Below are 26023 nucleotides of genomic sequence, written 5' to 3'. Positions count from 1 at the left end.
TCTGACTTTCGGTGTTAGAGGCAGTGTTTAGAGGAAAAAGGCGCCGGTGAGCAGGTAAAGCACGATGGTGATGCCGCCCGCTGTAAGCGCATACGGTAGCTGTGTGCGCACGTGATCAAGGAGGTCACAGCCCGCCGCCAGCGACGATACCAGCGTGGTATCGGATATGGGCGAGCAGTGGTCACCAAACACGCCGCCGCCCAGCACAGCGGCCAGCAAAAAGGCGGGTGGCAGGTCAAACGCGCCCACAAGCGGCATGGCCAGGGGGATCAGAATTGCAAACGTGCCCCATGATGTACCGGTAAAAAACGAGATCAAGCCGCCTGCGAGAAACAGCAGTGGCGCCACAAATATGGGGTGCAGGTTGCCGGAGACGATACCGGCGATAAACGACCCGGTGCCAAGCATCTTGAGGCTTGCGCCAAGGGCGATGGACAGCAGCAGCAGCAGCACAATGGGGAACAGCTCGTTCATGCCCTTGATGCCAATCTCAACAATATGTTTGTGGCTGAAATTCTTGTCTGAAATCAGCAGAAGATAGCCAACAAGGCAGGCAAGGGCCGTGGCATAAAGGATGGATTTTGGCCCGCTGCCGGAGGTGATATCACCGCCCCCGGTCCAGAGCATGAAACCCGCCATGCCAAAAATCATGGTCAGAAGCGGCAGCACCATGAAGCGCGCGCGTGTGGCTTCAAACACTTCTTCCTGCACTTCAGACTGCTCAATCTCGCTGTCAGCCTTGTTTTCAGCAACGGCAAGCGGCCCATAAAAGCGCTGCGTTGTGGCGGAATAGAAAACGATGATGAGCGTCACGATGGCGTAGAAGTTGAAGATCACTGAGCCCCACAACACTTCCGCCGCCGTTACCTCAAACTCGTAAGCGCTGAGAAGCGCCAGCACAAAGGCTCCCCAACCGTTGAGCAGAAGCAGAATGCACACGGGTGCGGACGTACTGTCGACAAAATAGGCGAGCTTGGCGCGGCTCAGGCCGTAGCGGTCAAACAGCCCGCGCGAGACAAGGCCTGCGGTCAGCACGCTCAGGTTCGATTCCACAAACACCACCATACCGATGATGGCGGGGGTGAGGCTGGCCTGCCGTTTGGTTTTGACAAAACCCTTGCCGACGATGATATCGATCACCGCCGCAACACCGCCCGAGCGGTACATGAAAGCGAGCAGTGCGCCGATCATGAGCGCGAAGGTTAGCAGCCGTGCGTTGTCCGGGTCCGCGAATACGGCAACAATGCGGTCGATCATGGCAAGGCCACCCATGGGGATAGCGGCGCTGAGGGAAGACGTCGAACCGGGACCAAATTGCAGCAGCACTTCAGAGGCGAAAATCGCCAGAATAAGCGCCAGCAGCACTTCCTTTCGCCACAGCACCACGGCGATCGCAATGATCGGCGGCAAAAGGGATACCCAGCCCATGAAATGTCCTCCCGGAAAGATAAAAGAGATCGAGCGCGCCACCCACTTGGCACACCTGATTAACCCTAATATGGGACCTTGCCGAAGATTTCTGTTGTCTTCAAGTCAATTATTCCATAACGAATAATATATTCATGAATAAATCAACATTCTATTCCAAAGGGAATTTTTGATCGTGGCACTCAGGTATGAAAACGGCGCACTGATGATGGAAGGGGTTTCCCTTACCACCATTGCGCAGGCCATTGGCACCCCGGTGTATTGTTATTCAAAGGCTGCAATTGCGGCGGCGTTTGACGCTTATAAAGCGGCTTTCTCGTGCTTTCCGGGGGTCATGGTCTGTTATGCGGTCAAGGCCAATACCAACCAGGCGGTGATTGGCACGTTGGCTGACCTTGGCGCCGGAGCCGATGTGGTTTCGGAAGGGGAGCTCAGGCGTGCCCTCAAGGCCCATATTCCCACGTCAAAAATTGTTTATTCCGGTGTGGCAAAACGCCCGGCGGAGATGGCCTTTGCGCTCAAGGCCGGTATTTTCCAGTTTAATGTGGAATCAGAGCCAGAGCTTTTCGCGCTCAGCAAGGTCGCAACGTCCCTCGGGCTTACCGCAAACATCGCACTTCGCGTCAACCCGGACGTGGACGCCAAAACCCACGCCAAAATTGCCACCGGCAAGGCGGAAAACAAGTTTGGCATCCCGTGGAAACGGGTGCGCGAGGTTTATGCTGAAGCTGCGGGTTTGCCCGGTATTCGCATCCAGGGCATTGCCATGCATATCGGCTCCCAGCTTATGTCGCTTGAGCCTTATGATGCAGCTTACGCAAGGCTCAAAGAGATGGTCACCGCGCTCAAATCCGACGGCATCACGCTTGACACCATTGATATCGGTGGTGGGCTCGGCATCCCTTATGACGGCGGCGCGGCGCCTGATGTCTCGGCGCTTGCGGCACTCGCCTACAAATACCTTGGCCAGTTTGGCGCACGGCTGATGCTGGAGCCCGGCCGGTCGCTTGTGGGGCCATGCGGCGCGTTGCTATCCGAGGTGATTTATGTGAAGTCTGGCGAAAGCCGGGATTTCCTGATTGTTGACGCAGCGATGAACGACCTGATCCGCCCCGCCATGTATGATGCCTACCACGGCATCAAACCCCTGAAGGCTGACGCCCGGCCAGATGCGGCGTATGATGTGGTTGGCCCGGTGTGTGAAACCGGTGATACCTTCGCGGTTGGGCGCACAATACCTGAGTTGCGTGCGGGCGAGCATATCGCTTTCACCCACACCGGCGCTTATGGCGCGGTGATGGCATCCACCTACAACACTCGCCTGCTGGTGCCTGAGGTGATGATCGACGGCGCGAATTTCGGCGTGATCCGCCCGCGCGGCAGTTATGACGAACTGATTGCCGCTGATACCCCGTGGCAAAACGGCGAGGCGGTCAAAAAAGCCGGTTAGATATCTTCAACAGCCTGTTGGCTCAGGGTCACAAGCTCACGCCCGTGGGTGTTGCGGCTTGAAAGCACAAGGTAAAGCGCATCAATGAGGTGCTGCAGCGCCACGCGCGCGATGATGTGTGGCGCGCTTGAAGCGGCGGCCGGGCCGGAGCGCTCATCAAAGGTGAACAGGCTATAGTCTGACATCAGGCTCAGCGGGTTCACGTCATATTTTGTGAGCGAGACGATGGTGACACCTGCTTCTTTTGCGGCTTCTGCCAGCTCGTTCACGTGGCTGTTCTGGCCTGAGACAGAAAGCGCGAACAATACATCCCCGCGCCGCATGGAGGCGAGATTGGCTTTCTGTACAAAGGGGTCACTTTCCGCGACGACAGATTTGCCCATGATCATCAGCTTGAGCGCAAAATCCTTCACCACCAGCGAATAGCCGCCTGCGGCGACAAACTGGATACGGTTGGCTTTCTCGATGGTGCGCACCACGTCCAGCAGCGCTTCTTCGCCGTTCAGCTCCGCGATGCCGCGCACAACGTCGGCTTTGGTTTGCGCAAGTTCCTCAAACACGGTGCCAGCCTCGTGGTCGCCAGCGGGCTTTTGCATCTGGTTGAGATCAACCTGTGCGCTGCCTCGCGCCAGCTCTTCACTAACCGCAAGTTTGAGGGCGGGATAACCGCGGTAGCCCAGCTTCTGGCTGAACTTCACCACGCTTGATTGGCTCACGCCAACCGCTTCGGCGAGTTGCTGCGACGAATAATCCCTGAGAAGCGAGGCGTTGTTCAGGATAAATTCGGCAAGTTTCCGTTCGTTCGCAGACATTCCGTTAACTGCCCGCCGAATATTTGCCAAACAATCGTTCATAGAACTTCTTCACCCCGTTTGCGTTTGCACTGTTGCCGGTGGCGCGTCTCCGCGCTCGCATCTGTGCCAAACTCCCTCTCCTTCATTTCGTTTAGGCCGAAAGCCGCCTGAACTCAAGCATTACGGTGATGTGGTTTAATTCTTGCTGCTTGCCGGGAACCAGTGCAGCCACCACCTGAGCACTTCATCCTCGGCCCGGTACATTGGCGTTACGCCGCTGCCCGGTGCCGGGTCATCCGCCGTGCCGGTAATCAGCGCAATGAGCGCATCACCATTTTCAAAATCGATCCAGAACTGACCCATAAGGCCGTAGGCGTCACCGAGGTGACCCGTGAGCGTACGGTCTTCCTCCAGGTTCCATTCGGGCAGATGCACAATATGGGTGGAAAGCCCATAAGCCTGCATCAGGCCCTTGGATGGCCCGTCAGGGTTCGCGTCTTCGCCCGTGGTGTTGGCGTTCTCTGTGCCCGCGTCATAGCGCCAGAAGGGCGTGGCCATGGCCTTCACGCTCTCGGGGCGCAGAAGCCGTACACCGTCAACCTCGCCGCCACCCAGCAGGAGACGCGCGATTTTTGTGAGGTCCTTGGCAGATGCCCGCAAACCGCCCTGAGGCGAGAAAGCTGTGGGGTTTTCGCCGGGCACGTAGCCTTCCAGTACCGGGCCGGGTTGCTCCCCACGGCCAACAGGCTCCATGCCGTAGGTGCAGGAGAAACGTTTGCTATCAAGCTGGGGCTGCCAGTCACCGTCCGGGTGCCAGTTGCCGTCATCATCGCGTTTGCGGAACAGGGTGGCCATGCCGTCCGGGTTTACCGTCGTCACATCACACACATTATAGCTGGCACCAAGGCCAAGCGGGAGCAGCACTTCCTCGCGCATATAGCGGTCGAAACGCTTGCCGCTCACCATCTCGATCACACCGGCCATGATGCCGAAGTTGAGGTTGGAATAGGTGAAAAATTCGCCGGGCTGTTGGCCTTCGCCGCTTGCGAAATGCGCACCATCTTCATAGTGCGCGCCGCCGGGGCGGAAAAAGTCTTGAAACTTCTCACCGACCTTCAGCCAATAATAGCTTGCGTCACGGATCGATGAGCTGTGTGACAGCACCATGCGAAGCGTGATTTTATCATTGGGGAAATTGGGGTTTCTGAGCGTGAAACCCAGATAGTCGGACACGTCCGCATCCAGGGCTACCTCACCCTTTTCCACCAGCTTCATAAGCCCGATGGTTGCCACCAGTTTGGAGATGGACGCAATGCGCATCTTGTGATCGAGAGTGAGGGGAATGTTCTCACCCGTATCAACGCGCGCAAGCCCGGTCGCATGCGTGAAAACCGGCTTGCCGTCCCTGATGACAACCATCTGCAGCCCACTGATCTCGGGTGAGCCCTGAACCTTACCTGTGACAATTGCGTCAAGCGCTTCATAGGCCTCGGGGGGAAGGCTGTCGTTTGCCGCAATCCCTCTCGTCACGCCAGTAAGGCCAAGAAACCCAAGCGTGGCACACATCACGGCAGCTCTGAAACTTGGGAGGAATTGTCGTGACACGTGCATGATACGGACCTGTGCATTAGGGTTCTGTGGATTTCGAATACATTATTCTAAATCGGGCGCAGGCCCGTACCCCAAATTGAATATATTATTCCATTAGAGTCAAGGCCTATTCGCGGCTTTTGGCACAGCAGTTTTTCAGGTTTTAGTCACCTCGTACCGGTTCATCACCAATCCGGAGCCATAGCTTTGTGAACTGAGAAGTTTCAGGTCAACGTCACCCTCTATTTCGCCAAAAAGACGAATGCCTTTTCCAATGAGGATCGGGATCAGCGTAAGCGTGATATCGTCGACAAGGCCCGCCCGCATGAATGATTGCACCAAACGCCCCCCGTCAACATAGGCCCGTTTCCAACCCTTTTCATCCAGGTAGTTCATCACCTTTGCCGGGTCGGTCTCGTTCGTGATCTCAACTTTGTCTTTCAACTCAACGGGAATGTCGTCAGGCCCCAAAGTGGCGCTCATGACGAGCACAGGTTTTGTGTAGATCCAGTTTTCAAAAGTTAATACGGTTTCATAGGAACCGCGCCCCATTACCAGCCCGTCTACACTGTCGATGAATTCATCATAACCAAAGTCCTCGCCCTCGGTTTTCTGTTTCATCAACCAATCAAGCGTGTGGTCTTCTCGCGCGACAAAGCCATCAAGGCTGGTGGCGATATAAACATGGCCGGTCGTCATATTATGCTTCTCCTCCAGTGTGCCAGTGCAGTGCTCTTATCTGGCACGTGTGTCAGAAGAGGGGAAGACGCGATACAGGCTATTTTGATCAGAGAGGCGAAGGCCGTCTCTCTAGTACCTGCCCTGAGCGGGCCTTCGTGGGACCGCCGACTTCAAACGCTGTTTTGCCGCCCACCAGCACCATGTCAAACCCGGTGGCGAGTTTGTGCGGGGTGGTGAAATTGGTCCTCTCTCGCACGTTTGCAGGCTCAAAGATAATGAGGTCTGCCGCCATGCCGGGGCTGATGATGCCGCGGTCAGAAAGCTGCATGATCTCAGCCGGGAGCCCGGTGGCCTTATGAACAGCGGCTTCAAGGCTCATGAGGCTTTTATCCTGCACATAATATTCAATCAGCCGGGCATAGGTGCCGTACCCGCGCGGGTGGCGCATGGTGGGGCTGCCGTCGGTTGAAAGCGCCATCCCGGGTGCTGCAACCAGCCTGTCCACCAGTGTGCGGTCCATCACAAAATGCGCCGCGCTGCCGCCGGTGGGGCCAAGGTCTGCCATGAAATCAACCGGATCTTTGCCCGCGTCCCGCGCGGCTTCAGCCATGGTTTTGCCGGCATGGGGTGCTGTGCCAAACAATAGCGCTTCCGGCCCGCCGCGTTTTTCAATTCGTGCTTTCAGGTAGGCCTTCAGCTCGTCATCGCGGGTTTGGCGCAGGGCGTTATAATCGGTTGGTGGCAAGGCCCATTCGGGGAAGAGGATACCCACGCCGGTAAAGCTGGCGGCATAGGGGTAAACGTCTGCGCTCAGCCTCGCGCCGCTCACGCGTTTGCCTTCCATAAACGCCAGCAGCTCATCCGCCCGCGCGGTGCCTTTGCCGTAAACCACCTTGAGGTGGGAGATATGCACCCGGCCCTTGGGTGCCATGCTGACAAGCTCGTCGATCGCGTCTTCCACATCCGCATTATCTTCGCTGCGCATATGGCTCATGATGATGGCGTTCTCAGCCTCAATCACTGCGCCCAGTGCTTTCATCTCAGCCTCTTCCGCATACACACCGGGCACATATTCAAGCCCGAGCGACAGGCCAAATGAACCAGCCGCCAGATCATCCTTCAAGGTTTGTTGCAGGGCTTTGATTTGCGGGGCAGAGAGCGCTCGGGTGCCGTCATCAATGCCAGCCTTGTGGCGTACCGTGCCGTGGCCCGACATGGGGATAACATTCAGCTCCAGCCCGTTTTTGGTCGCTTTTGTGCGCCATGCGTCAAGCCCGCTGCCTGTCAGGCTCTCGCTGCTGCCGTCCATGCCAAGGGTGACGGTTGTGACCCCTTGGGCGAGGAAGTTTTCAAATGAATGTTTGAGCGGATTGCCGTGGCTGTGAAGGTCGATAAAGCCCGGAGCGACAACGCGGCCTTTGGCGTCTATCACGCGTTTGGCGGTTGTGGTCGCATTTGGTGCCAGCACTTCGCTGATCACGCCGTCTTCCACCACTATATGGCCGGGGTAGGCATCCGCCCCTGTGCCGTCCACAATCATGGCGTTCCGGATGATGAGGTCAGCGTCCGCGAAGGCGGCGGATGAAAAGAGCATAAGGCAGGCGAGCAGGCGCATGGTGTGGTCCTATTTTTCTTCGGTCGTGGTGTTTTGGGCTGCGGGGAAAATGTGTTCGAACATATCTGCGCGAACACGTTCCCTCAGCCCAAAGGCATGGTCGCCCGCAGTGTTATTATTATAGATGGCGGCGGTGCCTGTCTTGGGGTCGATATAGACGAAGGCGGTAAAACCGGCTTGGTCCCCGGTGTGGCCAATATAGCGTGTGGGCGCAGCCGCGCCTTCCGGTGTGTTTTGAATAGTGAAAAACACCATGCCCATATATTCCTCAACGGACGTATCGTCGGTACGGCGAAGGGCCTGCCACATCTCATCAAAACTTTCCCGGCGCAGGATGGCGGGTGTGCTGTCGTCCAGCCCCAGCCACACATTCAGCCATTTCACCATGTTACCTACCGGGGCGTTCAGGCCACCGTTGCCCACGGTGGCGCCGGTGTCGAAATCAGGCCCGAAGGCCGACACTTCACCGCCTTCAACCCAGTAGCTGTTCGAACGGTCGGCCAGCAGGTGATAAGGCGTGGTGTCAAAATAGCTTTTGCTCATGCCCAGCGGCATCAGGATATTTTTGGTAAGATATTCCTCGATACTGTCACCGCTGATGATCTCAACCACCCGCCCGAGCATGGAAATGCCGGGGTTGGAATAGCTATACGCGCTGCCAGGCGGGAAATGCAGCCGGGTGTATGGCATCATGGCCGCAACCTGTGACCAGGCTTTGGGCTCAAACGGGTGCCAGTCTTCTCCGCCACCCCACGGGAATGTGGGGGAGCGAAAGCCGGAGGAATGCGTGATCAAATGACGGAGGGTGATGTCCTCCATGCCACCATAAGGGTTATGCACCGCTCCCACTTCCGGCAGATATTTTATGATCGGGTCATCAAGGCTCAACCGCCCGCGGTCACGCAGCTGCATCACGGCGGTGGCCGTCAGCGTTTTGGTGATCGACGCCCAGTGGAAGATGGTGCCCTCGTCAATCTGCCGCCCTGTTGCATCGTCCGCCATGCCATAGTTATGCCGGGCGATGATTTTGCCGTCCCTGAGGAAACCGACGGTGGCACCGATGGTGCCCGCATCTGCCATCATGCTGTCAAAGCGGCGTTCGAAGGCTTGCCAGCGATCATCAATCGCATCCGCCGCCACACCAGTTGATGTGAGACATAAACATGCGATGAGCGAAAAAGCTTTGTGTTTAAAAATGTTTAGCATGTCATGTCCCCCCACTAAATGCTATGGCAACACCGCCACACCCGCGCCGCAGAAACCGTCACACATTTGCCCACAAACGATCAGGTTTCAGCGCATTCTCAATCACCCCGAAGACCTTGAGCGCCGGGTCAGGCTCGCCCGTCAGGATAAGCCCGGCGGCGAAACGCGCAAGCGCTGGTGCTGTCTGGATACCGTAGCCCCCCTGACCCGCCAGCCAGAAAAAGCCTTCCGCGTCCTTATCGAACCCTGCAACCGGTGTGCGGTCTGCCACGAAGGACCTGAGGCCCGCCCAGCGGTGCTCAATGCGGCGCACATTGATGCTGGTGGCGGTCATCAGCCGGTCGGCGGCGATGGCAACGTCCAGCTCTTCCGCCTGCGCGTCACAGGCCGAGGTTTCCGTTTCATCACAAGGGGATACCAGCAGGTGTCCGGCATCGGGCTTGAAATAAAACTCTTCCCCGATATCCATCACCATCGGCCAGTTGGCCGGGTTATGTTCTGGCGGTGGTGCAACCAGAATGGCTGTGCGGCGCTTGGGTTTAAGCCCGATGGAGCGTGCACCTGCAAGCGTGCCAATCTCATCCGCCCAGGCGCCAGCGGCGTTCACCACCACCGGGGCGCTGTAGCAGCCCGCGCCCGTGGTAACACGCCAGTTGCCGCTTTGTTTTTTGATTTCGCTAACGGTTGTGCCTGTCTGGATATCCCCGCCCTTGCGGCGGATATCCTTGAGGTAGCCCTGATGCAGGCCATGCACGTCGATATCCGCCGAGCCGTCTTCATAAAGTGCACCAATGAGCGCATCTTCCTTGAGCACAGGGCAGTAAGACACAGCCTCTTTTGCGCTGATCCAACGGGTATGGGCGGCAACATCAGGCTGTGCTTTCAAGCCGTCAAGCGCTTCGGCCTGCAAGGGCGTGGCCACAAACATGGTGCCGCGTGGGTTCAGGAGTGGCGCTTCTGCAAAACCCTCAGGCGGGTTTTCAAAAAACGCTTTGCTGGCACGGGAAAGCGCGCGTACCGCCTTGCTGCCGTATATTTCCGAGAATAGCGCGGCCGAGCGCCCGGTTGAGTGGTAGCCCGGCTGCTCCTCGCGCTCAATCAGTAGTATGTTCCGATGGGCTGCCAGCTCAGCGCCCAGCGAAGCGCCAGCCATGCCTGCGCCAATGATGATGATATCGTATGATGTATCGGCCATTTAATCCAAACTCCGGGCAGGTTGCCCAATTTCATTTGGAATAAATTATCGAATAATTCTGAAAATAGGAATAAAAAATTTCTAGCGCATGGAATAACCCCGAAATAGCGCAGAATACAGCGAATTTTTACGCGGTCAGACCGCTCAGGGTTGCGGTATTTCTCTGGCCACCACTTCACGCAGACCTCGCATGATCATCTTCGTCAGCGTTTCGTCATGGTCTTCTGCATAAGCGATATACACCGGGTAGGTGAAGGTCGGGGCGCTTGTCACCTGCTCCAGCGCACCACTTGCAAGGAAGGGTGCCGCAATACGCAGCGGGAAATAACCGGTGGCTTTATTCTCCAGCAGGAAGGAGATGCCCAGCGTGCCTACATTCAGGCTCATGTTCGGCGCTGGCGCATCGGGGAAATTAAGCGCATGGTCAGCCTCAAACTCCGGGCCCCAGTCCACATAAACATAGTTCTCGCCCAAGGGGCCGTTTGGCGCGTGCTCGCTGGTTACCAGTACCAGATGTTCCTCGAATATCTGTTTGATTACGATACCGGGCCGCGCCACGGGGCGGTACAGCACGGCAAAATCCAGGAGGCCATCTACCAGCTGGCGCATCAGCGCATTTGAGGCGGCGGTCATTTGCGCGCGGATGGCAATCTCCGGCGCGTGGGTATGCATCCACGGCAGCCAGCGGAGGAGAAAACCGTCCCACAGGCTGGGCTGGCCCCCAACCACAAGCATGCGTTTTTGCCCCTCCGGCACCGCAAGTGTCAGTTTGGCCTGGTCCCACATGCGCACAATGGCGATGGCATGGCGGGCAAATTCCTGCCCAACCTTGGTGGGAGTGGCGCCTGATTTGTTGCGCACAAACAGCTCCTGCCCCAGCTGGTCTTCCAGCGCTTTTATGCGGGTGCTGACAGTGGATTGCGCCACATTCACCTTTTCTGCGGCATGCAAAAAGGACCCGGTTTCAACAACCGCAAGGAAGGTGCGAGCCTGTGCTATATCCATGAAATTCTTCTTTTATCGAATATTCCGATATTATCTATCAAATATATCCGCTTTTCAAATAGTATCCATGAGCGCAGAACAAAAGGACCAGTGTAACTTTTGAGGATTAGAGCGTGCGCCGTCCCGAGCTTTATGTTGATCGTCCCGTTTATGGCTATGGTGAAAACCCGTGCCAGCATTTCAATCTGTCCTGGCCGATCAGCGAAGTCATGCTCAACGCCGAGATGAGCTGCGAGCAATCTGTTCAGGATATCGCCAGCAAATATCAGGTCTCTGTGGCAGAAGTGCTTCAGCTTCGTGAGAGCTACGAGCTCGACTTTGGATAAGACCCATGTCCCCCAGGGGTGATGCAGCTTTTCTGCCCTCTGGCCATTTACCGTCACCGGCAAAGCAATCACACCCACTCTCTAAACCTTATATCCGTGAAGGTTTCCTGAGCACTCATGAGTGTGCGGGCCTTCGCAGACTTGCATGCGAGCGAGCCATCCACCAAGGCCGTCTGGCCGGTGGTGTAAAGGCAGACAGTGTGCGCTCGGTCGGTGCGACATGGCTGGATGATGGTGACGCGCCGTGGCTTTCTATAAAGCTTGCCCGTGCACTGTCGCAGATATGCGCAGACGCTTTCCCCTTTGATATTGACGGGTTTGATGAAGGTTTCCAGCTACTGCGCTATGAAGGGGGTGCGGGCAAGGCGGGTGATTTTTACGACTGGCATGTGGATATCGGCCGCGCGGGTTCCACAAAACGCCGCAAGCTCAGCTTTGTATTGCAGCTTAGCGACCCATTAGCCTATGAGGGCGGTGAGCTGATGCTGAACGCGGGCGGCAACCCCGTCGTCGCACCTAAGGATGAAGGCTCGCTGATTGTTTTCCCAAGTTTTGTCTTGCATCAGGTAACGCCGCTTATAGCGGGTGAGCGGGTGTCTCTGGCGGCGTGGGCGCATGGCCCAGCATTTCGTTAAGCAGCGTTTGGTTAAGCCGCACGCGGCCCAATCAGTATCGCGCGAAAATCGTTCACATTGGTGCGGGTTGGCCCGGTGCTGATAAGGCCGCCAGTGGCTTCAAAAAACATATAACTGTTGTTCTCATCCAGCGCCTTTTTGGCATCATGCCCCTTTTTGGCGGCACGGCTGAGCGTGATGTTGTCCATATAAGCACCGGCCGCGTCTTCGCTGCCGTCAATGCCGTCCGTATCGCATGCCAGCGCCGATATACCGGATGCGCCGCCCAGCCTTAAGGCCAGCGACAAGGCATAGGTCATGTTGCACCCGCCACGCCCCGCTGCGTTAGTCACCTTCACTGATGTCTCCCCGCCTGACAGCAGGATCACGCGCTTGCCTTCCGCCTGAAGTTTGAGCGCGAGGGTCGCATGCTCTGCGCCCAGGCTGGCCGCGTCACCTTCAAGGTCAGCGCCCAGGTTGACCACATCATACCCTGAAGCAACTGCGGCCTGCTCGGCGGCTTTGAGGCAGTCATGCCCGGTGGCAATCAGCCTTGTGTGCCATGTGGGCGGCGCTGTTTTAACGGTTTCATTCGGTGCGTTATTCAGAAGTGCCTCCATGAGCGCCCGGTCTGGCGCGCGGTAGCGCGTGAGGATATCCGCGGCATGCTCAAGCGTGGTGGGGTCCGCCACCGTGGGGCCGGAGGCTACATCATGGGCGGTGTCATGCGGCACGTCCGAGATCACATAGGTCAGCACCTCGGCCTGCCCTGCTGCAAGCGCGAGCCTGCCGCCCTTGATCGCAGACAGATGTTTGCGCACACAATTGATTTGGGAAATGGTGGCGCCTGAATGCAGCAGGTGTTTCATCAGGCCTTGTTTGGCCATAAACGGCAAACCGGGTGCGGGCAGGGACATGAGCGACGAGCCCCCGCCGGACGCGAGAAAAACCAGCCGGTCGCCCTTGGTGAGGCCGCCCGCGAGCTTGAGCATGCGCTGTGCTGCCTGTTGGCTCATATCGTCCGGCACCGGGTGGCTGGCTTCCAGCACCTCAATGCCGGGTATAGTGCGCCCAATACCGTGCCCATAGCGCGTCACAACAAGCCCCTCAAACGGCCCACTGTATGTGCGTGCAAAAGCATCAGCCATCGCGGCGGCTGCCTTGCCTGCGCCCAGCACCAGCGTGCGGCCGCCTGTCTGCGGTTCCGGCACATGCGGGGGCAGGCAAACATCAGGCGCCACGCGCTTGAGCCCCGCTTCAAATAGAGAAAGCAACAGCGTGCGCTCCGGTGTGTTTGTCTCTCTGCTCACAAGGGTTTCCTGTGCGGTTTAATCCAGCCGTGTATTTTCATGGCAGGGCTGCTAGTTTATGGCAAGACACAAGACGTAAGGTGCAAGACGGGGAGGCATCTATTTCAACGGGCACAGACTATAAGCTCAAGCTGCGCATAATAGTGGGCGATGAGATTGCCATGGGCCCCGGCAAGGCCGACCTTCTGGACAATATCATCAAAACCGGCTCCATCGCGGCGGCCGGGCGCGCCATGGGCATGAGCTATAAACGCGCGTGGGATCTGGTTGAGCAGATGAACCGCTCGTTCAAAGAAAAGATGGTTGAAACCTCCAAGGGCGGTGCAGGGCGCGGCGGTGCGGTTGTCACCTCCTTTGGGGAGGATGTGCTTAAAGGCTACCGCGTGGCAGTGGCGCGGGCTATGAGGGCGGTGGAGGAAGACGCCACTAAAATCCTTGCGCTGACCAAAGCTGAAACCTAACCCGGCGACAAATCCGGCCACAAATGAGATTGACAGGGCGGTCGCCTCGCATCACATTCGATATATTCTTGAAAATATATCGGTATCTCCTATGCGTTTTATAGCCCTCAGGCTTTGTTTCCTATTTGCTCTGGTCATCGCAGGTGCGCCAATAGCGAGCGCAGATGAAGCGCGGGTGGCGGTGGCGTCAAACTTCAGCAAAGCGGCGCGGGTGCTGGCGGCAGCTTATGAACAATCAAGCGGGCACACCATCAACCTGAGCTTCGGCTCAACCGGGCTATTGTATGCCCAAATCTCTCAAGGCGCGCCGTTTGATGTGTTCCTCGCGGCAGACCAGGCGCGGCCAAAGCGCGCGGTGGATGACGGATTGGCTGTCGAAGGCACCACCCTCACCTATGCGGTGGGGCGGCTTGTCCTGCTGAGCTTTGATGAGGACGTGCCGATAAGCGCAAGCGTGCTCGGGGACCCTCGCGTCAGCCGCCTGGCCATCGCCAACCCCGCCACAGCGCCCTATGGTGCAGCGGCAATCGAGGCTCTTACGGCGCTTGATATGCAGGCAGCAGTCGCGCCCAAACTGGTGCGAGGCGCCAATGTGGCGCAGGCTTACCAGTTTGTGTTCTCCGGCAGCGCGGAGGTTGGATTTGTCGCGCTGTCTCAGGTGATGGACGAGGCGGATGGCAACTGGTGGCTGGTGCCGCAAGCACTGCATGCACCCATCGCGCAAGACGCGGTGCTTCTCACGCGCGGCGCGGATAATATAGTGGCTGTCGGCTTCCTTGAGTTCCTCAAAACAGATGCGGCGCGGTCGATTATCGCCGCGCATGGCTACCCGGCAGACGCGCCGGATGCACAACCATAAAACAGCGGGGATTTAGCGAATGACTTTGGCGATATCGGTAGCATGTTCTGCGCTCATACTCGGTGTGGGTGCCACAATTTTCATGGACCTCTGGGCCTTGTTCCGTGCCCGTGTGCTGGGCATCGCCTCGCTTAACTACGCGCTGGTGGGGCGCTGGGTTGGGCATATGGCGCGGGGCAAGTTTGCCCACACCAGCATCGCGGCGGCCGCGCCCGTGAAGGGGGAGCTTATGCTTGGCTGGTTTGTGCACTATCTCACCGGTGTTGTTTTTGCGGCTGTCTTTCTGGTGATCATGAGCCTTGGCTGGCTTGAGGCGCCAACACTGTTGCCCGCGCTTGTCTTTGGTGTGCTCACCGTTGTTTTACCGTTTTTCATCATGCAGCCCGCGCTTGGGTTTGGTGTTGCTGCGGCCAAAACACCAAACCCAAGCGTGGCGCGCCAGCGCAGCCTGATCACCCATGCAAGCTTTGGCGTTGGGCTCTACCTCACCGGTCTTGTGATGCAGGTGTTTTAAAAGGAAAGGCCCGAACGAGCGAGGCCATCCGGGCTTTCACCGCAGTGCGGCGCGCCATAGGCTAACTGGCGCCAAAACCCCCCGGCAGCAGGCTTTTCGCGCAACTATTGTTCCATAGACCGCCTGTCCTTCTCGCTGTATTTGTTACTAAGTAACGGGAGGGCAATGATCATGCAGTTGACGAGAAGAGCATTCTTTAAATCGAGCCTTGTGGCGGGCGGTGGCCTTATGCTCACACTCTCGCTGCCGCTCACCGCTGAGGAGGAGACGGAAGAGGCGGGCTTTCAGGCGAACATCTACCTGCGCTTCAACCGAGACGGCACCATCGTTTACCGCGACACTAAACCAGAGATGGGGCAAGGCGTGTCTACCGGTCTGGCTATGGTGATCTGTGATGAACTTGGTGCGGACTGGGACCGGTTTATTATCGAGCGGCCACCCCTCACCTATCAGATGGAAATTCGCCATTCCCTCGAATCCTCCGCGGGCAGCAATGGCATGCTGGCGGCTTATACGCCCCTTCGGCAGGCGGCGGCGGGTTTGCGTCAGCTCTTCATTGAAAGCGCGAGCGAGCAGTGGGGTTGCCCGCAAGATGATTGCAGGGTTGCCATGAGCCTGGTGCATCGGCGCTCAACCAAAGAGACCTTGCCTTTCAGTGCCCTCTTTACTGCTGTCGCGCAAAAACAGGTGCCGGAAGAGGCGCGATTGAAAGATGAGGCGGATCTGCGCCTCGTTGGCACGCCCCTATCCATCCGCGAAAACCGCGCGATTGTGACCGGCGCACAGCAATACTCGATCGATGTTGATCTTGAGGGCATGGTGTATGCGGTTATTGAGCGCAGCCCAACCACGGACGGCCACCTCGTCTCGGTAGACGATACAGAATGTCTCAAGCTTGAAGGCGTTACCGGGACCATCCAGATGCCTGCTTTTCCCTATCAAACCGACGCGAACAACAAGTGGCAGGAAAAATACCGGGGCACCAAAAGCGGGGTCGCGGTTATCGCACGCTCAACCTGGCATGCCATGAAGGGGCGGGAGGCGCTGAAACCGGTATGGGCTGAAAGCCGATATCGAGGCCATGACGACCAGCGTATCAGGGAAGAGATGCTGGCGGTCGGTGGTGATAACATCCGGGATGTAGCAAGCTTTGGCGCCACCAGTGAAGAGGTTGCCAATGCGGCTCCAGCTAATGTCTTCCGCAGCCGGTATTTCAACCCCTATCAGGAAAATGCCCAGATGGAGCCGCTCAATGCGGTGGCGAGTTATGATGGCGACACCCTGACCCTGTGGGCTGGCAGCCAGTCCCCCACCTTGGCCATCGCCTATGTGGCTGAGGTCACCGGTGTGCCGACCGAGAAAATCGTCATTCACTCCATGCGGTCTGGCGGCGGGTTTGGCCGCCGGTACTTCTATGATTTCATCGCTGAGGCCGGGTATCTGGCAGTGCAGTTGCGGCAGCCGGTGAAAGTGACATGGTCGCGGGAGGATTGCATCAGGCATGGGCGATATCATCTGGCGCGCTGTGATGAACATACCCTTGTGCTTGATGATGCAAACAACCCGGTTGCCTGGGAGAGCCTGACCAGAAGCGGGTCAAACTACGGATGGCTTGGCCGCAATATCATGCTGGATTATTACGCGGGCGCCACGCCGCACCGGGCGACCCGGCACGCGGAGGGGGATAGCCTTGTGCTCTTTCCCGGCTCATGGCGCAGTGTGGATGCCCATCCGGTTGCGCTCGCGCGTGAGGGTTTTATCGACGAGGTCGCTGCAACACTGAAAATAGACCCCATTGAGCTTCGGCAGCAATGGCTGAAGGAAACGGCTGTTCTTCATGCGGGGGAAAACAGGCTCGATGAAAATGCCCTACGGCAGCGCCGGGAAAGACAAAAGGGCCTTTGGTCCCTGCTTGAGATTGCCAAAACCGCAACCGGCTGGGGCGAGCCGCCGGTGCGTGGGCGAGGAAAAGGTGTATCGCTCAGTTATTTTTACGGCACTTATGTTTGCCAGATCGCCTATGTGAGCCTCGGGCGAAGCCGCATCCATATCGACAAGATCGTTTGTTTTTTTGATTGCGGTAAAGTCGTTAACCCTCAGCTCGTGAAAGCGCAAATTGAGGGCAGTATCGTTTGGTCGCTCTCCGCGGTGGTCAACCCGGCTATATCTGTGGAAGACGGTAAGGTTACCCAGACCAATTTTGACGACTATCCCGTTATTCGGGGCGACAGCCTGCCTGATATTGAAATCCATCTGGTGGAAAGCGCGCGCCCGCCCAACCGGGTTGGTGAGGCGGCGGTGCCAGACACAGCACCTGCGATCCTGAACGCGATCTTTGATCTCACTGGTGAGAGAATAAAGGAACTGCCTGCCCGGCTTGAAAGAGCGGTTTCCTAAGTCCTACCGAGCACTCTTTTGTAATCACCCGCAACATGCGGGCGGTGCTATCCGCTCGCGCCCATACTCCTGCCTGCCCTTCGGGATTGCAAAAAATATTTATTCGACTATAAAAATATCACTGAATAAAAAAATTAAACGGGTCGAGAGGGAAGAAGTATGACGGGTTTGAGGGCGCGCCAGAAAGCGCAGCGTCGCGTGCTGATTGAAAAAGCCGCCAGCGAGCTTTTTGTCGAAAAGGGTTTTGCAGACACCACGATCGAGGAGATCGCAGCCCGCGCCGTTGTGTCTGCGCCCACCGTCTATAACTATTATGGCACCAAGGGTGACCTGTTGCTCGCGCTTGTGGCGCGCGGCGAGGAAGGCATCGAGGAAGCGCTTAGCGACTTCAGCAAACAGGCGGCGAACCACACACCGGTTGAACTGGTTGCCAAAGTGATTCGTTCCAACGTCAACGATACCCTGTCGGCGCTGTCGCGCGAGCTCTGGGGCCATGTGGTGGCTTTTGTTGCCACATCAAGCGACCCGGAGGTTGCGCCCCGTTACCTCGCCACCATCGCGGGCGGTCTTGGTGCCGCGATTCGGTCGGTACTTGAAGCCTATCAGCAGATGGGATCGATCGATCCGAGCCTCGACGCGCATGAGCTTGCCACCCTGCTCACCCGCATGGAGCGTATCCACTTCCTAAACTATGTGTATTTGAAGGCCATGACGGTTGAAGACCTGCACGGCGCCATCGCGCGTGATGTGGAGATTATCGTCGGCCCTTATGTGCGCTAAACGTGATTTAACGTTAGTCACGAATATTATTTTAGTTGACTATAAAAAAATAGCCTGCCATATTTTTTCAAACGACATAAATATGGGAGGAGTAGCCATGTCGGCTATCGGGAAACTGTCCACACTGACACTCATGTCTTCAACCGCGCTGACGGGGCTTCTGGCCATGCCAGTGCTGGCGCAGGACGCTGAGACGGGTGGTGATATCACTTTGGAAGAGATTGTGGTGACCGCCAGCCGCCGGGCTGAGCGTATCCAGGATATCCCCTATAATATCTCTGCCGTCTCGGGCGCGCGCATTGAAGACGCCAAGATGCTTGATGCGGCTGAGCTGCTGCGCTCAGTCTCCGGTGTTGCAATTGTGGACCGGGGGCCACGGAATGCAGGTGCGGTGAACAGCATTCGCATTCGTGGCCTTAACGTTGACGGCTCTGCCCTCGGTGATTATGCCACCTCTGCCGCCGCGACCGTATCCACCTATATCAACGACACACCGATGTTCGCGAACATGCTCATCAAAGATCTTGAGCGGGTAGAAGTTTTGCGCGGGCCACAGGGTACACTTTATGGCTCCGGTGCGCTGGGCGGCACGGTGCGTTACATCACCCAGAAGCCACAGTTTGACGAATTTTCCGGCAAGGTTTCGGGCTCCCTCAGCAGCGTGAAGGGCTCTGAAAGCATGGGCTGGGCTGGTGATATTGTGCTCAACGCACCGCTTGGCGATACCCTTGCCTTCCGTTTTGCCGGGACCCGGATGGATTACCCCGGCCTGACCGATTATGTGAATGTATATGAGCTGGATGCAAACGGCATTCCGGTCGCACCAAATGGTGTGCTGGATGACGCGGCGTCTTACAAGAGTGTTGAGGATGCAGACACCTATGATGTGTGGTTTGGCCGCGCGAGCCTGCGCTGGCAACCAAGCGACAAGGTTGACCTGACAGCAACCTACACCCGCCAGTCTGACAATATGGGCGGGCGGCGTGCGCAAACCGTGGGTAAAGACGGTTTTGGCAACGAGTATGAGAAATATGAAGTTGGCTCCATCCAGCTTGAGCCAGCGGAAAGCGATGTTGAAATGGGCTCGCTTGAGGCGACCTTCGACCTCGGTTTTGCCACGCTGACCTCTTCCACCTCCTACTATGACCATCAGGGCGAAAGCATCAGCGAGAACACCGGCTTTTATGCGCAGAACGGTTGGCTGGCCTGGTATTATAACTTCCCGCGCCCTATGGCGACGGCGGCCCGTACCTATGAAGACAAAGCCTTCATTGAAGAAGTGCGGCTGGTGTCCAACTCCGATGGGCCGCTCCAGTATGTTGTGGGGCTCTATTATCAGGATCAGGACCGTCAGGCGACGCAGGAGAGCTATCTCTATGGTGCCAACGCCTATGTGGATGAGTTGTTTGGTTTTGATGTGCCGTGGATAGCTGGCGACCAGGATTTCCACTATGTGCTGGACGAAACATTCAAGCAGAAAGCCGTGTATGGCGAGCTGACCTATGCGTTCTCAGACAAGGTTGATGTCACCATCGGCGGCCGGTATTTCAAGAACACCAGCAAGTCAGACACCTTTATGGCGCTGCCGTTCTGGACCGACCTGTTCCCTGAGCTGACATCGACCTTCGAGAATGAAGAAGACAAGATGCTCTTCAAGGCGAATGTGACCTATCACCTTGATGACGACAACTTGCTTTATGGTACATGGTCGCAAGGCTATCGCCGCGGCGGTGCCAATGGTGTGCCAACAACCGGCTATTACGCTGAAAATGAAGCGTGGCTGACCTATGAGGCCGACAAGGTTGATAACTTCGAACTTGGCATCAAGGGCACCAAAGGCAATACGCGCTATACCGTCAGCGCCTTTTATGTGGATTGGTCTGATCCGCAGCTGAATACCTCTACGCCTGCGTGGGGTTTCTTCGCGGTGCAGAACGGCTCGAAAGCCAGCACCAAAGGTATTGAGGTTGAGCTTGATGGCAACCTGACGGCGGACCTGCATTATACCCTTGGTTACGCTTATGCGGACGCGAAACTTGGTGACGATTTCTTCTCGCCCACAGGCACGCTGATCGCCGCTGACGGTGCGCGGCTGCCGGGTGCGCCGAAGCATATGTTCAACATCGCGCTTGATCACCGCTATGACCTGAGCGAGAGCATGACGCTCGTTTCCCGCATTGACGGTTATGTGCAGTCATCCACCCGCAATGCGATCGGCACATCGGACACGTTTGACCGCACGCTGCCTTCTTATGGTATCTGGAACGGCTCGCTGTCGCTTGTATACGGCAACATGGACTTCACACTTTGGGTGAAAAACGTGTTTAACGCCGAAGGTGTCAGCGCTGTGTTCAAGAAGCAATATATGGGCACACGCCCAAGCGAAGGCTATTACGGCAACGGCTCCAAGGAGCAAATTGCCCTGCCGCGAACCTTCGGGCTTTCCGCAACCTATCGCTTCTAGCCTGAAAACTTGGCACAGTAAGATACAGACTGAAACAGCGGGGCGGTACTGCCGCCCCGAACCGCCGGATGATGTTCAACAGAAGATATAGAGAATGCCTCCACCTTTGCCAGATATAGACCGTGCGATCGCAGAAGGGCATATCGCCCGGGCGCGCAGTCTGTTGGGTGCGGCTGAAGGTGGGCCTTTTGGACAGGCTGGCGATATCGTGTTGCTGCAGGGTCTTGCGGAACGTTATATCCAGCTCGGTTTGTTTCGAGAAGCCGATGGGCTTTACCAGAAGGCGCTCAAGCTCGCGCCAAATGATGCAGGCCTGCTATACAATGCGGCGACGGCCGCCGTTGCCCTTGGCAAGATGAAAGAGGCCGAGCTTTGGCTCGATAAGGTCATCACGGCGAGGCCCGGTGATTATGACGCCTATTATAACCGCGCGACGCTCAGACGCTGGGGCGAAGACGATAACCATATCGAGGCGATGGAGCAGCTCCTCAAGGCGGGCATCCCGGACCATAAAGGTGCGGTGCAATTATTTTATGCGCTGGCCAAAGAATATGAAGACCTGGGCAAACCCGAACAATCGTTCGGGCATTTGCAGCGCGGTGCGAACCTGCGGGCATCGATGATGCGATATGACGTGCGGCAGGACGTGGAAACCATGGCAAAGATCGCGGAGGTTTTTACGCCGCACTCACGCCACATACCCGCCACAGATTCCGGGATTTATGACACGGATTCCGCCACACTTTCGACCACAAATGCCACACCGGAAAACCGGACAAAACTGGTGTTTATTGTCGGGTTGCCGCGCACAGGCACAACGCTGGTGGACCGTATCTTAAGCTCCCACACTGAGGTGGCGAGCCTTGGTGAAATCAGCGATCTGGCTAGCACCATCGTGCGGCTCGCAGGGCCAGTACAAAACCGCATGGAACTGATTGAAAAATCAGCGGAAATTAATATTGTTTCGTTATCGAAACAATATGCAAAAAGCACGTCAGAGCGCGGCCTTGATGCCCCTGTTCTGATAGACAAAACCCCGGCGAACTTCCTTTATCTCGGCATCATTGCCCGCGCAATGCCGGACGCGCGTATTGTCCACCTGAAGCGCCACCCGCTTGATGCCTGTTATGCCATCTATAAAACCCTGTTCCGTATGGGTTATCCCTACAGCTACCGGCTTGACCAGCTCGCGGATTATTATATCGCCTACGAGAAACTGATGACGCACTGGCATGAGGTGATGCCGGGCCAAATCCTTGATCTGCAATATGAAAATCTGGTTCAGGACACGGAGGCTGAGGCCCGGAAGCTGCTCGCGCATTGCGGGCTTGAGTGGCAAGACGGTGTGCTTGCTTTCCATGAAAACACCAGCCCAAGCGCAACCGCTTCTGCCGCCCAGGTGCGTCGCCCTGTTTATAGCTCGTCCATCGGACGCTGGCGCGACCATGCGGCTGGCCTTGAGCCGCTTATTGAGCGGCTTGCTACTGCAGGCATCGCGCTCGATGAGGTGGCAGCATGATCAAGGCGTTGATTTTACTATCTCTTTTGACCATAACATCCACGGCATATGCCGACACCGCAAAGCGTGATGCCGTGCTGGCGGGCGACAAAAAATTCGATCTCGCCCTCCCGTTTGAAGACTTTACCCCGCGTGGGGCGACGGGCGAGGCCCAGCCGCTTGCGGGTCAGCTTCGTCTTGATATGGCCGCGCTCAGCGGTGGTTTCCAGCTTATTCTCGACAGTTACGGCGCGGCCCAAAACCCTCAGGCTCAGGTACGGGTGATGCCGCGGGTTGATATCTCCCTGATACAAGACGGTGATTATATTATCCCTATATATCAGGGTATTACCGAAACAAAGCATCCCTATTTTGATATCATTTACACGCCGGGCAGGACATGGGCTGAGCCTGATGGCAGGCGTTTCATTTCCCTGCCCTTTGCGCTGATGGAGAAGAATGCCAACTGTATCCACAACGGTGCGCTTCTGGTGGCAATCTCGCCGGACGGGCAGGCGTCCCACGCGCTCATGCAGGTGGGCAGCGAAACCTGCGCCTATTTCCAGTTCAATTTCTGGGCGGTGTTTGATGCTGAGTGGCAGGCCCGCAACATAGCTGGCGCGGCTGACGCTCGTGCTTCTTATAGGGGCAACAAGGCCGCGCGGCTACCGATACGCACCATGGCTGACCTTCCAGAAGGCCTTGATGCAAAAGAATTTTCGCAAGACGTTGAGATTGCGCCGGCTTTCATGAGCACCTATGGCCTGGTGCTGGACGGCGTGCATTATCATAGTGGCTGCGGTACGCGCCTCGGCCCCTACCCGCATTGCGAAACCATGGTGCTGCCCTCCTATTCTCTGGCAAAGTCACTTGCGGGTGGCCTTGGTCTGATGCGACTTGACGCGCTCTATGGAGATACTTCGTCCCAGACCGTTGCGTCCCTCATTCCTGACTGCGCGGATTGGGGCAATGTGACGCTTTCTCATCTGCTCAACATGACAACCGGACGTTATGCGAGCCGCACCCCGCATGCCGATGAAGCGTCTGCCGGGTACCTACCGTTTTTCACGCTCACAAACGGCACTGAGAAAACAGCCTTCGCCTGCAATTATTTCGATTCCGAAACAGATGAGGGAAAACAATGGGTTTACCACACCTCTGACACCTATCTTCTGGGTGTTGCTATGAACTCTTTCCTCAAAGCGCATGGTGATGGTGATTTCTACCGTGACCATCTGGTGCCGCTTTGGGAAGCGCTGAATTTGAGCCCCCTGATGGCGGATATCCGCCGCACGCGCGGCGCGGGCGCTGTTCCCTTCACCGGTTACGGCATGATTTTTACTGCGGACGATATCGCCCGCGTGGCTTCTGCGCTTGCGTCTAGCGACACGCGCCTTACAGGTCAACTGGCGCAGGCACCGTTTGAGGCCGCCATGCAGCGCACACCTGGTGACCGTGGTATGCGGGCTGGATCTGATAACCTCAAGTATAAAAACGGCTTTTGGGCATGGAATGCACGCGAAAGCCTTGGCTGCGAGGCGGATACATGGCTGCCCTTCTTCTCGGGGTTTGGGGGCATCACCGTTGTGCTGCTGCCCGGCGGTAACGTTTATTATTATTTCAGCGACAGCGGTGTGCATGTGTTCGCCGAGCCCATCAAGGCCTTATCAGCCGTCACCCCCATTTGCGGAGTATCATCATGACAGGCGAAAACATCACCCCGGCCAGCGGGCCTAGGATCGCATCTCCCACAGGGCATATAGCGCCGGTTTTGCTGGCGTTTCTCACCACGGCAGGGCTGTTTTACGTCAACATCATGCCTGCGCTTGTGAGCGGCCTCGTTGAAGGGCTGGGCTTTTCAAAATCAACCGCCGGATATGTCGCTTCCGCCAACGTGTATGGTGCATCGCTCGGCGCACTGGTGGCTGTTTTTGCCGTTCGGTACCTGAACTGGAAAAAGGCCGCCGCTGCCGCGCTTGTTGGGCTTATCTTGGTCGATATCGTGTCCACCGTGCAAACAGACGGCAATGTGCTTATTGCCATCCGCTTCCTTCATGGTTCTATCGGCGGTTTTCTCGTAGGCATCGGCTTTTCGGTTATCGCGCGCACGCCTGCGCCGGACAAAACCTTTGGCATGCTGCTTGTGGTGCAATACGGCCTCGGCGGTGTTGGGCTGATGACATTGCCAAAACTGGTGCCGCTTTATGGCACATCGGTGCTTTTCATTGCACTCATGGCCTTCAGCCTTGTCACCCTGTTTATGCTGCCGTTTCTTGCACCCTATCCGCCGAAGGATAAAACCGTGATGGAGGCCGAGAAGGGCGGCACAGGCCCGTATTTCAAGCCGCTCGTGCTTGCGCTTCTCGCGGTGTTTTGTTTTCAGGCAGCCAATATGGGGCTGGCGGCCTATGTTATTGAGCTAGGCAAAAACGCAGGCCTCACCACAGACAGCATCAGCACCACGCTCGGTTTCGCAAACTGGATTTCCGTCGCGGGGGCCGTGTTCGTTTATGTTATCGGCCTCAAAAACGGCCGTTTGAAGCCGCTTCTGCTTGGGCTTGTTGTCACACTTGTGGGCATGTTTATGTTCCGCTTTTCTGAAAATGCCACGCTCTTTTTCATCGCCAATGTGATCACCGGTATCACCTGGGCCTTTCTTATCCCTTATCTCCTTGGCATGTGCGCCGCGTTTGACGGCAAGGGGCAGATGGCGGCGCTCTCCGGCTTTTTCTCAAAAATGGGGCTTGCGTCAGGGCCTTTTGTTGCGGCGCTTGTTATTGGCGAAAGCAATTATGCCCTGCTGATCAATCTGGCGATCATGGGCATCGTGCTTTGCCTTGTGGCCGCCTTTATGCCCGCCCGCCTTCTGGATCAGAAAGCAGGTAGGGGGCCAGATACCAAGCCCATACCACCCCAAACCGCCCAGGAAGTGACCGAGTAGGGAAGGACGAATTCATGAAACCTTTTGCAATAGCAGGCTTGCAGCTCGCACTTCCGCACAGCGGTAATCTGGAGCTTGTGATCAAGAAAATCAGGCAGGCAACACTAAGGTACCCCTGGGTGCAGATGGTGGTGCTGTCCGAGCTGGCCATATGCGGTGCCGTGATCGGTACGGCAGAACCACTGCCCTCCAAGGCTGAGGATCGGCTTAGGGCGCTGGCGAAAGAGCTGGGTATCTGGCTGGTGAACGGCTCGCTCTATGAGAAGAAAGACGGCAAGGTTTATAACACCACCAGCGTGATCTCAGACCTCGGTGACGTGGTCACACGGTACCGCAAAATGTACCCGTTTCTGCCCTATGAAAAAGGCGTGGCGGAAGGCACAGAATTTTGCGTGTTTGACGTGCCGGGTGTGGGGCGGTTTGGTGTCTCCATCTGCTACGATATGTGGTTCCCCGAGACCAGCCGTGCATTGGCGACAATGGGGGCGGAGGTGATCATTCACCCTACGCTCACCAATTCGATCGACCGGGAAGTGGAATGCGCCATGGTGCGGGCAACGGCTGCGCAGCAGCAGTGTTTTGTGGTTGATATCAATGGGGCGGGCGAGCAGGCCAATGGCCGATCTGTCATTGCCGGGCCGGATGGTGACATATTGCATCAGGCTGGTGAGATGGAAGAGATCATCGCGCTTGAGATTGATGTTGACCGTGTGGCGCGTGTTCGCGAACGCGGGCTTCTGGGTCTCGGGCAGCCGCTTAAAAGCTTCCGTAACGCTGGTCATAGCTTCCCGCAGGATGGCCTCGCAAACCGGGCAGATTATCTTGATACCCTCGGTCCGCTCGAGATACCCAAACGGGGTGGTTAAGCCCCAATAATACCCTCCTAAAAAGGATA

Annotated in this window: 22 protein-coding genes; 13 read left to right on the top strand and 9 right to left on the bottom strand. The window is 56.9% G+C overall.

What is annotated here, in order from left to right; genetic code table 11:
- Positions 1 to 27: 27 nt before the first annotated feature.
- A complete protein-coding gene (locus ACOOGA_RS08545) occupies positions 28 to 1428 on the bottom strand; it encodes a Na+/H+ antiporter NhaC family protein (RefSeq protein WP_420430517.1) in 1401 nt (466 codons plus the stop codon).
- 205 nt (positions 1429 to 1633) lie between these two features.
- Between ACOOGA_RS08545 and lysA the strand changes: the two genes are divergently transcribed.
- The gene (gene lysA / locus ACOOGA_RS08540) at positions 1634 to 2878 is read left to right on the top strand and encodes a diaminopimelate decarboxylase (protein ID WP_420430653.1); all 1245 of its coding nucleotides are present in this window, start codon (positions 1634 to 1636) and stop codon (positions 2876 to 2878) included.
- On the opposite strand, the gene ACOOGA_RS08535 is transcribed toward lysA, so the two are convergent.
- The 7 genes from ACOOGA_RS08535 to ACOOGA_RS08505 all read right to left on the bottom strand — a co-directional run bounded on the left by ACOOGA_RS08535 (position 2875) and on the right by ACOOGA_RS08505 (position 10964).
- Positions 2875 to 3690, bottom strand: coding sequence for a MurR/RpiR family transcriptional regulator (locus tag ACOOGA_RS08535; protein WP_417462777.1), 816 nt, complete (start codon positions 3688 to 3690; stop codon positions 2875 to 2877). The genes lysA and ACOOGA_RS08535 overlap by 4 nt on opposite strands.
- A gap of 177 nt (positions 3691 to 3867) precedes the next feature.
- Complete coding sequence (locus ACOOGA_RS08530) at positions 3868 to 5238, bottom strand: serine hydrolase domain-containing protein (protein ID WP_420430515.1); 1371 nt, start codon at positions 5236 to 5238, stop codon at positions 3868 to 3870.
- 180 nt (positions 5239 to 5418) lie between these two features.
- Positions 5419 to 5961: a dihydrofolate reductase family protein gene (locus ACOOGA_RS08525; RefSeq protein WP_420430513.1), complete on the bottom strand. Its 543-nt coding sequence runs from the start codon at positions 5959 to 5961 to the stop codon at positions 5419 to 5421.
- Positions 5962 to 6049: 88 nt separating this feature from the next.
- Positions 6050 to 7558, bottom strand: a complete 1509-nt coding sequence (locus ACOOGA_RS08520; RefSeq protein WP_420430511.1) for an N-acyl-D-amino-acid deacylase family protein — start codon at positions 7556 to 7558, stop codon at positions 6050 to 6052.
- Between the two features lie 9 nt (positions 7559 to 7567).
- On the bottom strand, positions 7568 to 8764 hold the full coding sequence (locus ACOOGA_RS08515; protein WP_420430509.1) for a serine hydrolase domain-containing protein: 1197 nt from the start codon (positions 8762 to 8764) through the stop codon (positions 7568 to 7570).
- Positions 8765 to 8822: 58 nt separating this feature from the next.
- The gene (locus tag ACOOGA_RS08510; RefSeq protein ID WP_420430507.1) at positions 8823 to 9959 is read right to left on the bottom strand and encodes an NAD(P)/FAD-dependent oxidoreductase; all 1137 of its coding nucleotides are present in this window, start codon (positions 9957 to 9959) and stop codon (positions 8823 to 8825) included.
- Between the two features lie 144 nt (positions 9960 to 10103).
- A complete protein-coding gene (locus tag ACOOGA_RS08505; protein ID WP_420430505.1) occupies positions 10104 to 10964 on the bottom strand; it encodes a LysR family transcriptional regulator in 861 nt (286 codons plus the stop codon).
- Positions 10965 to 11077: 113 nt separating this feature from the next.
- On the opposite strand from ACOOGA_RS08505, the gene ACOOGA_RS08500 reads away from it, so the two are divergent.
- Positions 11078 to 11290, top strand: a complete 213-nt coding sequence (locus ACOOGA_RS08500; protein WP_417462784.1) for a hypothetical protein — start codon at positions 11078 to 11080, stop codon at positions 11288 to 11290.
- Between the two features lie 5 nt (positions 11291 to 11295).
- On the top strand, positions 11296 to 11925 hold the full coding sequence (locus ACOOGA_RS08495) for a 2OG-Fe(II) oxygenase (protein WP_420430503.1): 630 nt from the start codon (positions 11296 to 11298) through the stop codon (positions 11923 to 11925).
- 11 nt (positions 11926 to 11936) lie between these two features.
- Here the strand turns inward: ACOOGA_RS08495 and ACOOGA_RS08490 are convergent, their stop codons facing one another.
- Complete coding sequence (locus tag ACOOGA_RS08490) at positions 11937 to 13214, bottom strand: glycerate kinase type-2 family protein (protein ID WP_420430501.1); 1278 nt, start codon at positions 13212 to 13214, stop codon at positions 11937 to 11939.
- 161 nt (positions 13215 to 13375) lie between these two features.
- On the opposite strand from ACOOGA_RS08490, the gene ACOOGA_RS08485 reads away from it, so the two are divergent.
- The 10 genes from ACOOGA_RS08485 (at position 13376) to ACOOGA_RS08440 (ending at position 25994) form a co-directional block, all read left to right on the top strand.
- Positions 13376 to 13675, top strand: coding sequence for a winged helix-turn-helix domain-containing protein (locus ACOOGA_RS08485; RefSeq protein ID WP_417462806.1), 300 nt, complete (start codon positions 13376 to 13378; stop codon positions 13673 to 13675).
- Positions 13676 to 13766: 91 nt separating this feature from the next.
- A complete protein-coding gene (gene modA, locus ACOOGA_RS08480; RefSeq protein ID WP_420430499.1) occupies positions 13767 to 14534 on the top strand; it encodes a molybdate ABC transporter substrate-binding protein in 768 nt (255 codons plus the stop codon).
- Positions 14535 to 14553: 19 nt separating this feature from the next.
- Positions 14554 to 15048 carry a DUF2938 domain-containing protein gene (locus ACOOGA_RS08475; protein WP_420430497.1) on the top strand — a complete coding sequence of 165 codons (495 nt, stop codon included), beginning with the start codon at positions 14554 to 14556 and terminating at the stop codon, positions 15046 to 15048.
- A 171-nt stretch (positions 15049 to 15219) separates the two neighbouring features.
- Positions 15220 to 17445 (top strand): molybdopterin cofactor-binding domain-containing protein, encoded by a 2226-nt coding sequence (locus ACOOGA_RS08470; RefSeq protein WP_420430495.1) that lies wholly within the window; start codon positions 15220 to 15222, stop codon positions 17443 to 17445.
- Between the two features lie 159 nt (positions 17446 to 17604).
- Complete coding sequence (locus ACOOGA_RS08465; protein WP_420430493.1) at positions 17605 to 18225, top strand: TetR/AcrR family transcriptional regulator; 621 nt, start codon at positions 17605 to 17607, stop codon at positions 18223 to 18225.
- A 97-nt stretch (positions 18226 to 18322) separates the two neighbouring features.
- Positions 18323 to 20689, top strand: coding sequence for a TonB-dependent receptor (locus ACOOGA_RS08460; protein ID WP_420430491.1), 2367 nt, complete (start codon positions 18323 to 18325; stop codon positions 20687 to 20689).
- Positions 20690 to 20783: 94 nt separating this feature from the next.
- Positions 20784 to 22208: a sulfotransferase gene (locus ACOOGA_RS08455; protein WP_420430489.1), complete on the top strand. Its 1425-nt coding sequence runs from the start codon at positions 20784 to 20786 to the stop codon at positions 22206 to 22208.
- Positions 22209 to 22234: 26 nt separating this feature from the next.
- Positions 22235 to 23890, top strand: a complete 1656-nt coding sequence (locus tag ACOOGA_RS08450; protein WP_420430487.1) for a hypothetical protein — start codon at positions 22235 to 22237, stop codon at positions 23888 to 23890.
- Complete coding sequence (locus tag ACOOGA_RS08445) at positions 23887 to 25128, top strand: MFS transporter (protein ID WP_417462794.1); 1242 nt, start codon at positions 23887 to 23889, stop codon at positions 25126 to 25128. Before ACOOGA_RS08450 ends, ACOOGA_RS08445 begins: the two co-directional genes overlap by 4 nt.
- Before the next feature lie 14 nt (positions 25129 to 25142).
- A complete protein-coding gene (locus ACOOGA_RS08440; RefSeq protein ID WP_420430485.1) occupies positions 25143 to 25994 on the top strand; it encodes a carbon-nitrogen hydrolase family protein in 852 nt (283 codons plus the stop codon).
- The last annotated feature ends 29 nt before the right edge of the window (positions 25995 to 26023 follow it).

It is taken from the genome of Kordiimonas sp. (assembly GCF_965216265.1).
In the GTDB taxonomy this organism is placed as follows: Bacteria; Pseudomonadota; Alphaproteobacteria; order Sphingomonadales; family Kordiimonadaceae; genus Kordiimonas.
Note: the sequence above shows the minus strand (reverse complement) of the source record. Positions and strands in the feature narration are given on the sequence as shown.

Bases quoted from the DNA above. Each gene is read 5' to 3' on its own strand.
- ACOOGA_RS08545 (WP_420430517.1), bottom strand. From the start codon at position 1,428: ATGGGCTGGGTATCCCTTTTGCCGCCGATCATTGCGATCGCCGTGGTG.
- lysA (WP_420430653.1), top strand. From the start codon at position 1,634: ATGATGGAAGGGGTTTCCCTTACCACCATTGCGCAGGCCATTGGCACC.
- ACOOGA_RS08535 (WP_417462777.1), bottom strand. From the start codon at position 3,690: ATGTCTGCGAACGAACGGAAACTTGCCGAATTTATCCTGAACAACGCC.
- ACOOGA_RS08530 (WP_420430515.1), bottom strand. From the start codon at position 5,238: ATGTGTGCCACGCTTGGGTTTCTTGGCCTTACTGGCGTGACGAGAGGG.
- ACOOGA_RS08525 (WP_420430513.1), bottom strand. From the start codon at position 5,961: ATGACGACCGGCCATGTTTATATCGCCACCAGCCTTGATGGCTTTGTC.
- ACOOGA_RS08520 (WP_420430511.1), bottom strand. From the start codon at position 7,558: ATGCGCCTGCTCGCCTGCCTTATGCTCTTTTCATCCGCCGCCTTCGCG.
- ACOOGA_RS08515 (WP_420430509.1), bottom strand. From the start codon at position 8,764: ATGCTAAACATTTTTAAACACAAAGCTTTTTCGCTCATCGCATGTTTA.
- ACOOGA_RS08510 (WP_420430507.1), bottom strand. From the start codon at position 9,959: ATGGCCGATACATCATACGATATCATCATCATTGGCGCAGGCATGGCT.
- ACOOGA_RS08505 (WP_420430505.1), bottom strand. From the start codon at position 10,964: ATGGATATAGCACAGGCTCGCACCTTCCTTGCGGTTGTTGAAACCGGG.
- ACOOGA_RS08495 (WP_420430503.1), top strand. From the start codon at position 11,296: ATGTCCCCCAGGGGTGATGCAGCTTTTCTGCCCTCTGGCCATTTACCG.
- ACOOGA_RS08485 (WP_417462806.1), top strand. From the start codon at position 13,376: ATGGGCCCCGGCAAGGCCGACCTTCTGGACAATATCATCAAAACCGGC.
- modA (WP_420430499.1), top strand. From the start codon at position 13,767: ATGCGTTTTATAGCCCTCAGGCTTTGTTTCCTATTTGCTCTGGTCATC.
- ACOOGA_RS08475 (WP_420430497.1), top strand. From the start codon at position 14,554: ATGACTTTGGCGATATCGGTAGCATGTTCTGCGCTCATACTCGGTGTG.
- ACOOGA_RS08470 (WP_420430495.1), top strand. From the start codon at position 15,220: ATGCAGTTGACGAGAAGAGCATTCTTTAAATCGAGCCTTGTGGCGGGC.
- ACOOGA_RS08465 (WP_420430493.1), top strand. From the start codon at position 17,605: ATGACGGGTTTGAGGGCGCGCCAGAAAGCGCAGCGTCGCGTGCTGATT.
- ACOOGA_RS08460 (WP_420430491.1), top strand. From the start codon at position 18,323: ATGTCGGCTATCGGGAAACTGTCCACACTGACACTCATGTCTTCAACC.
- ACOOGA_RS08455 (WP_420430489.1), top strand. From the start codon at position 20,784: ATGCCTCCACCTTTGCCAGATATAGACCGTGCGATCGCAGAAGGGCAT.
- ACOOGA_RS08445 (WP_417462794.1), top strand. From the start codon at position 23,887: ATGACAGGCGAAAACATCACCCCGGCCAGCGGGCCTAGGATCGCATCT.
- ACOOGA_RS08440 (WP_420430485.1), top strand. From the start codon at position 25,143: ATGAAACCTTTTGCAATAGCAGGCTTGCAGCTCGCACTTCCGCACAGC.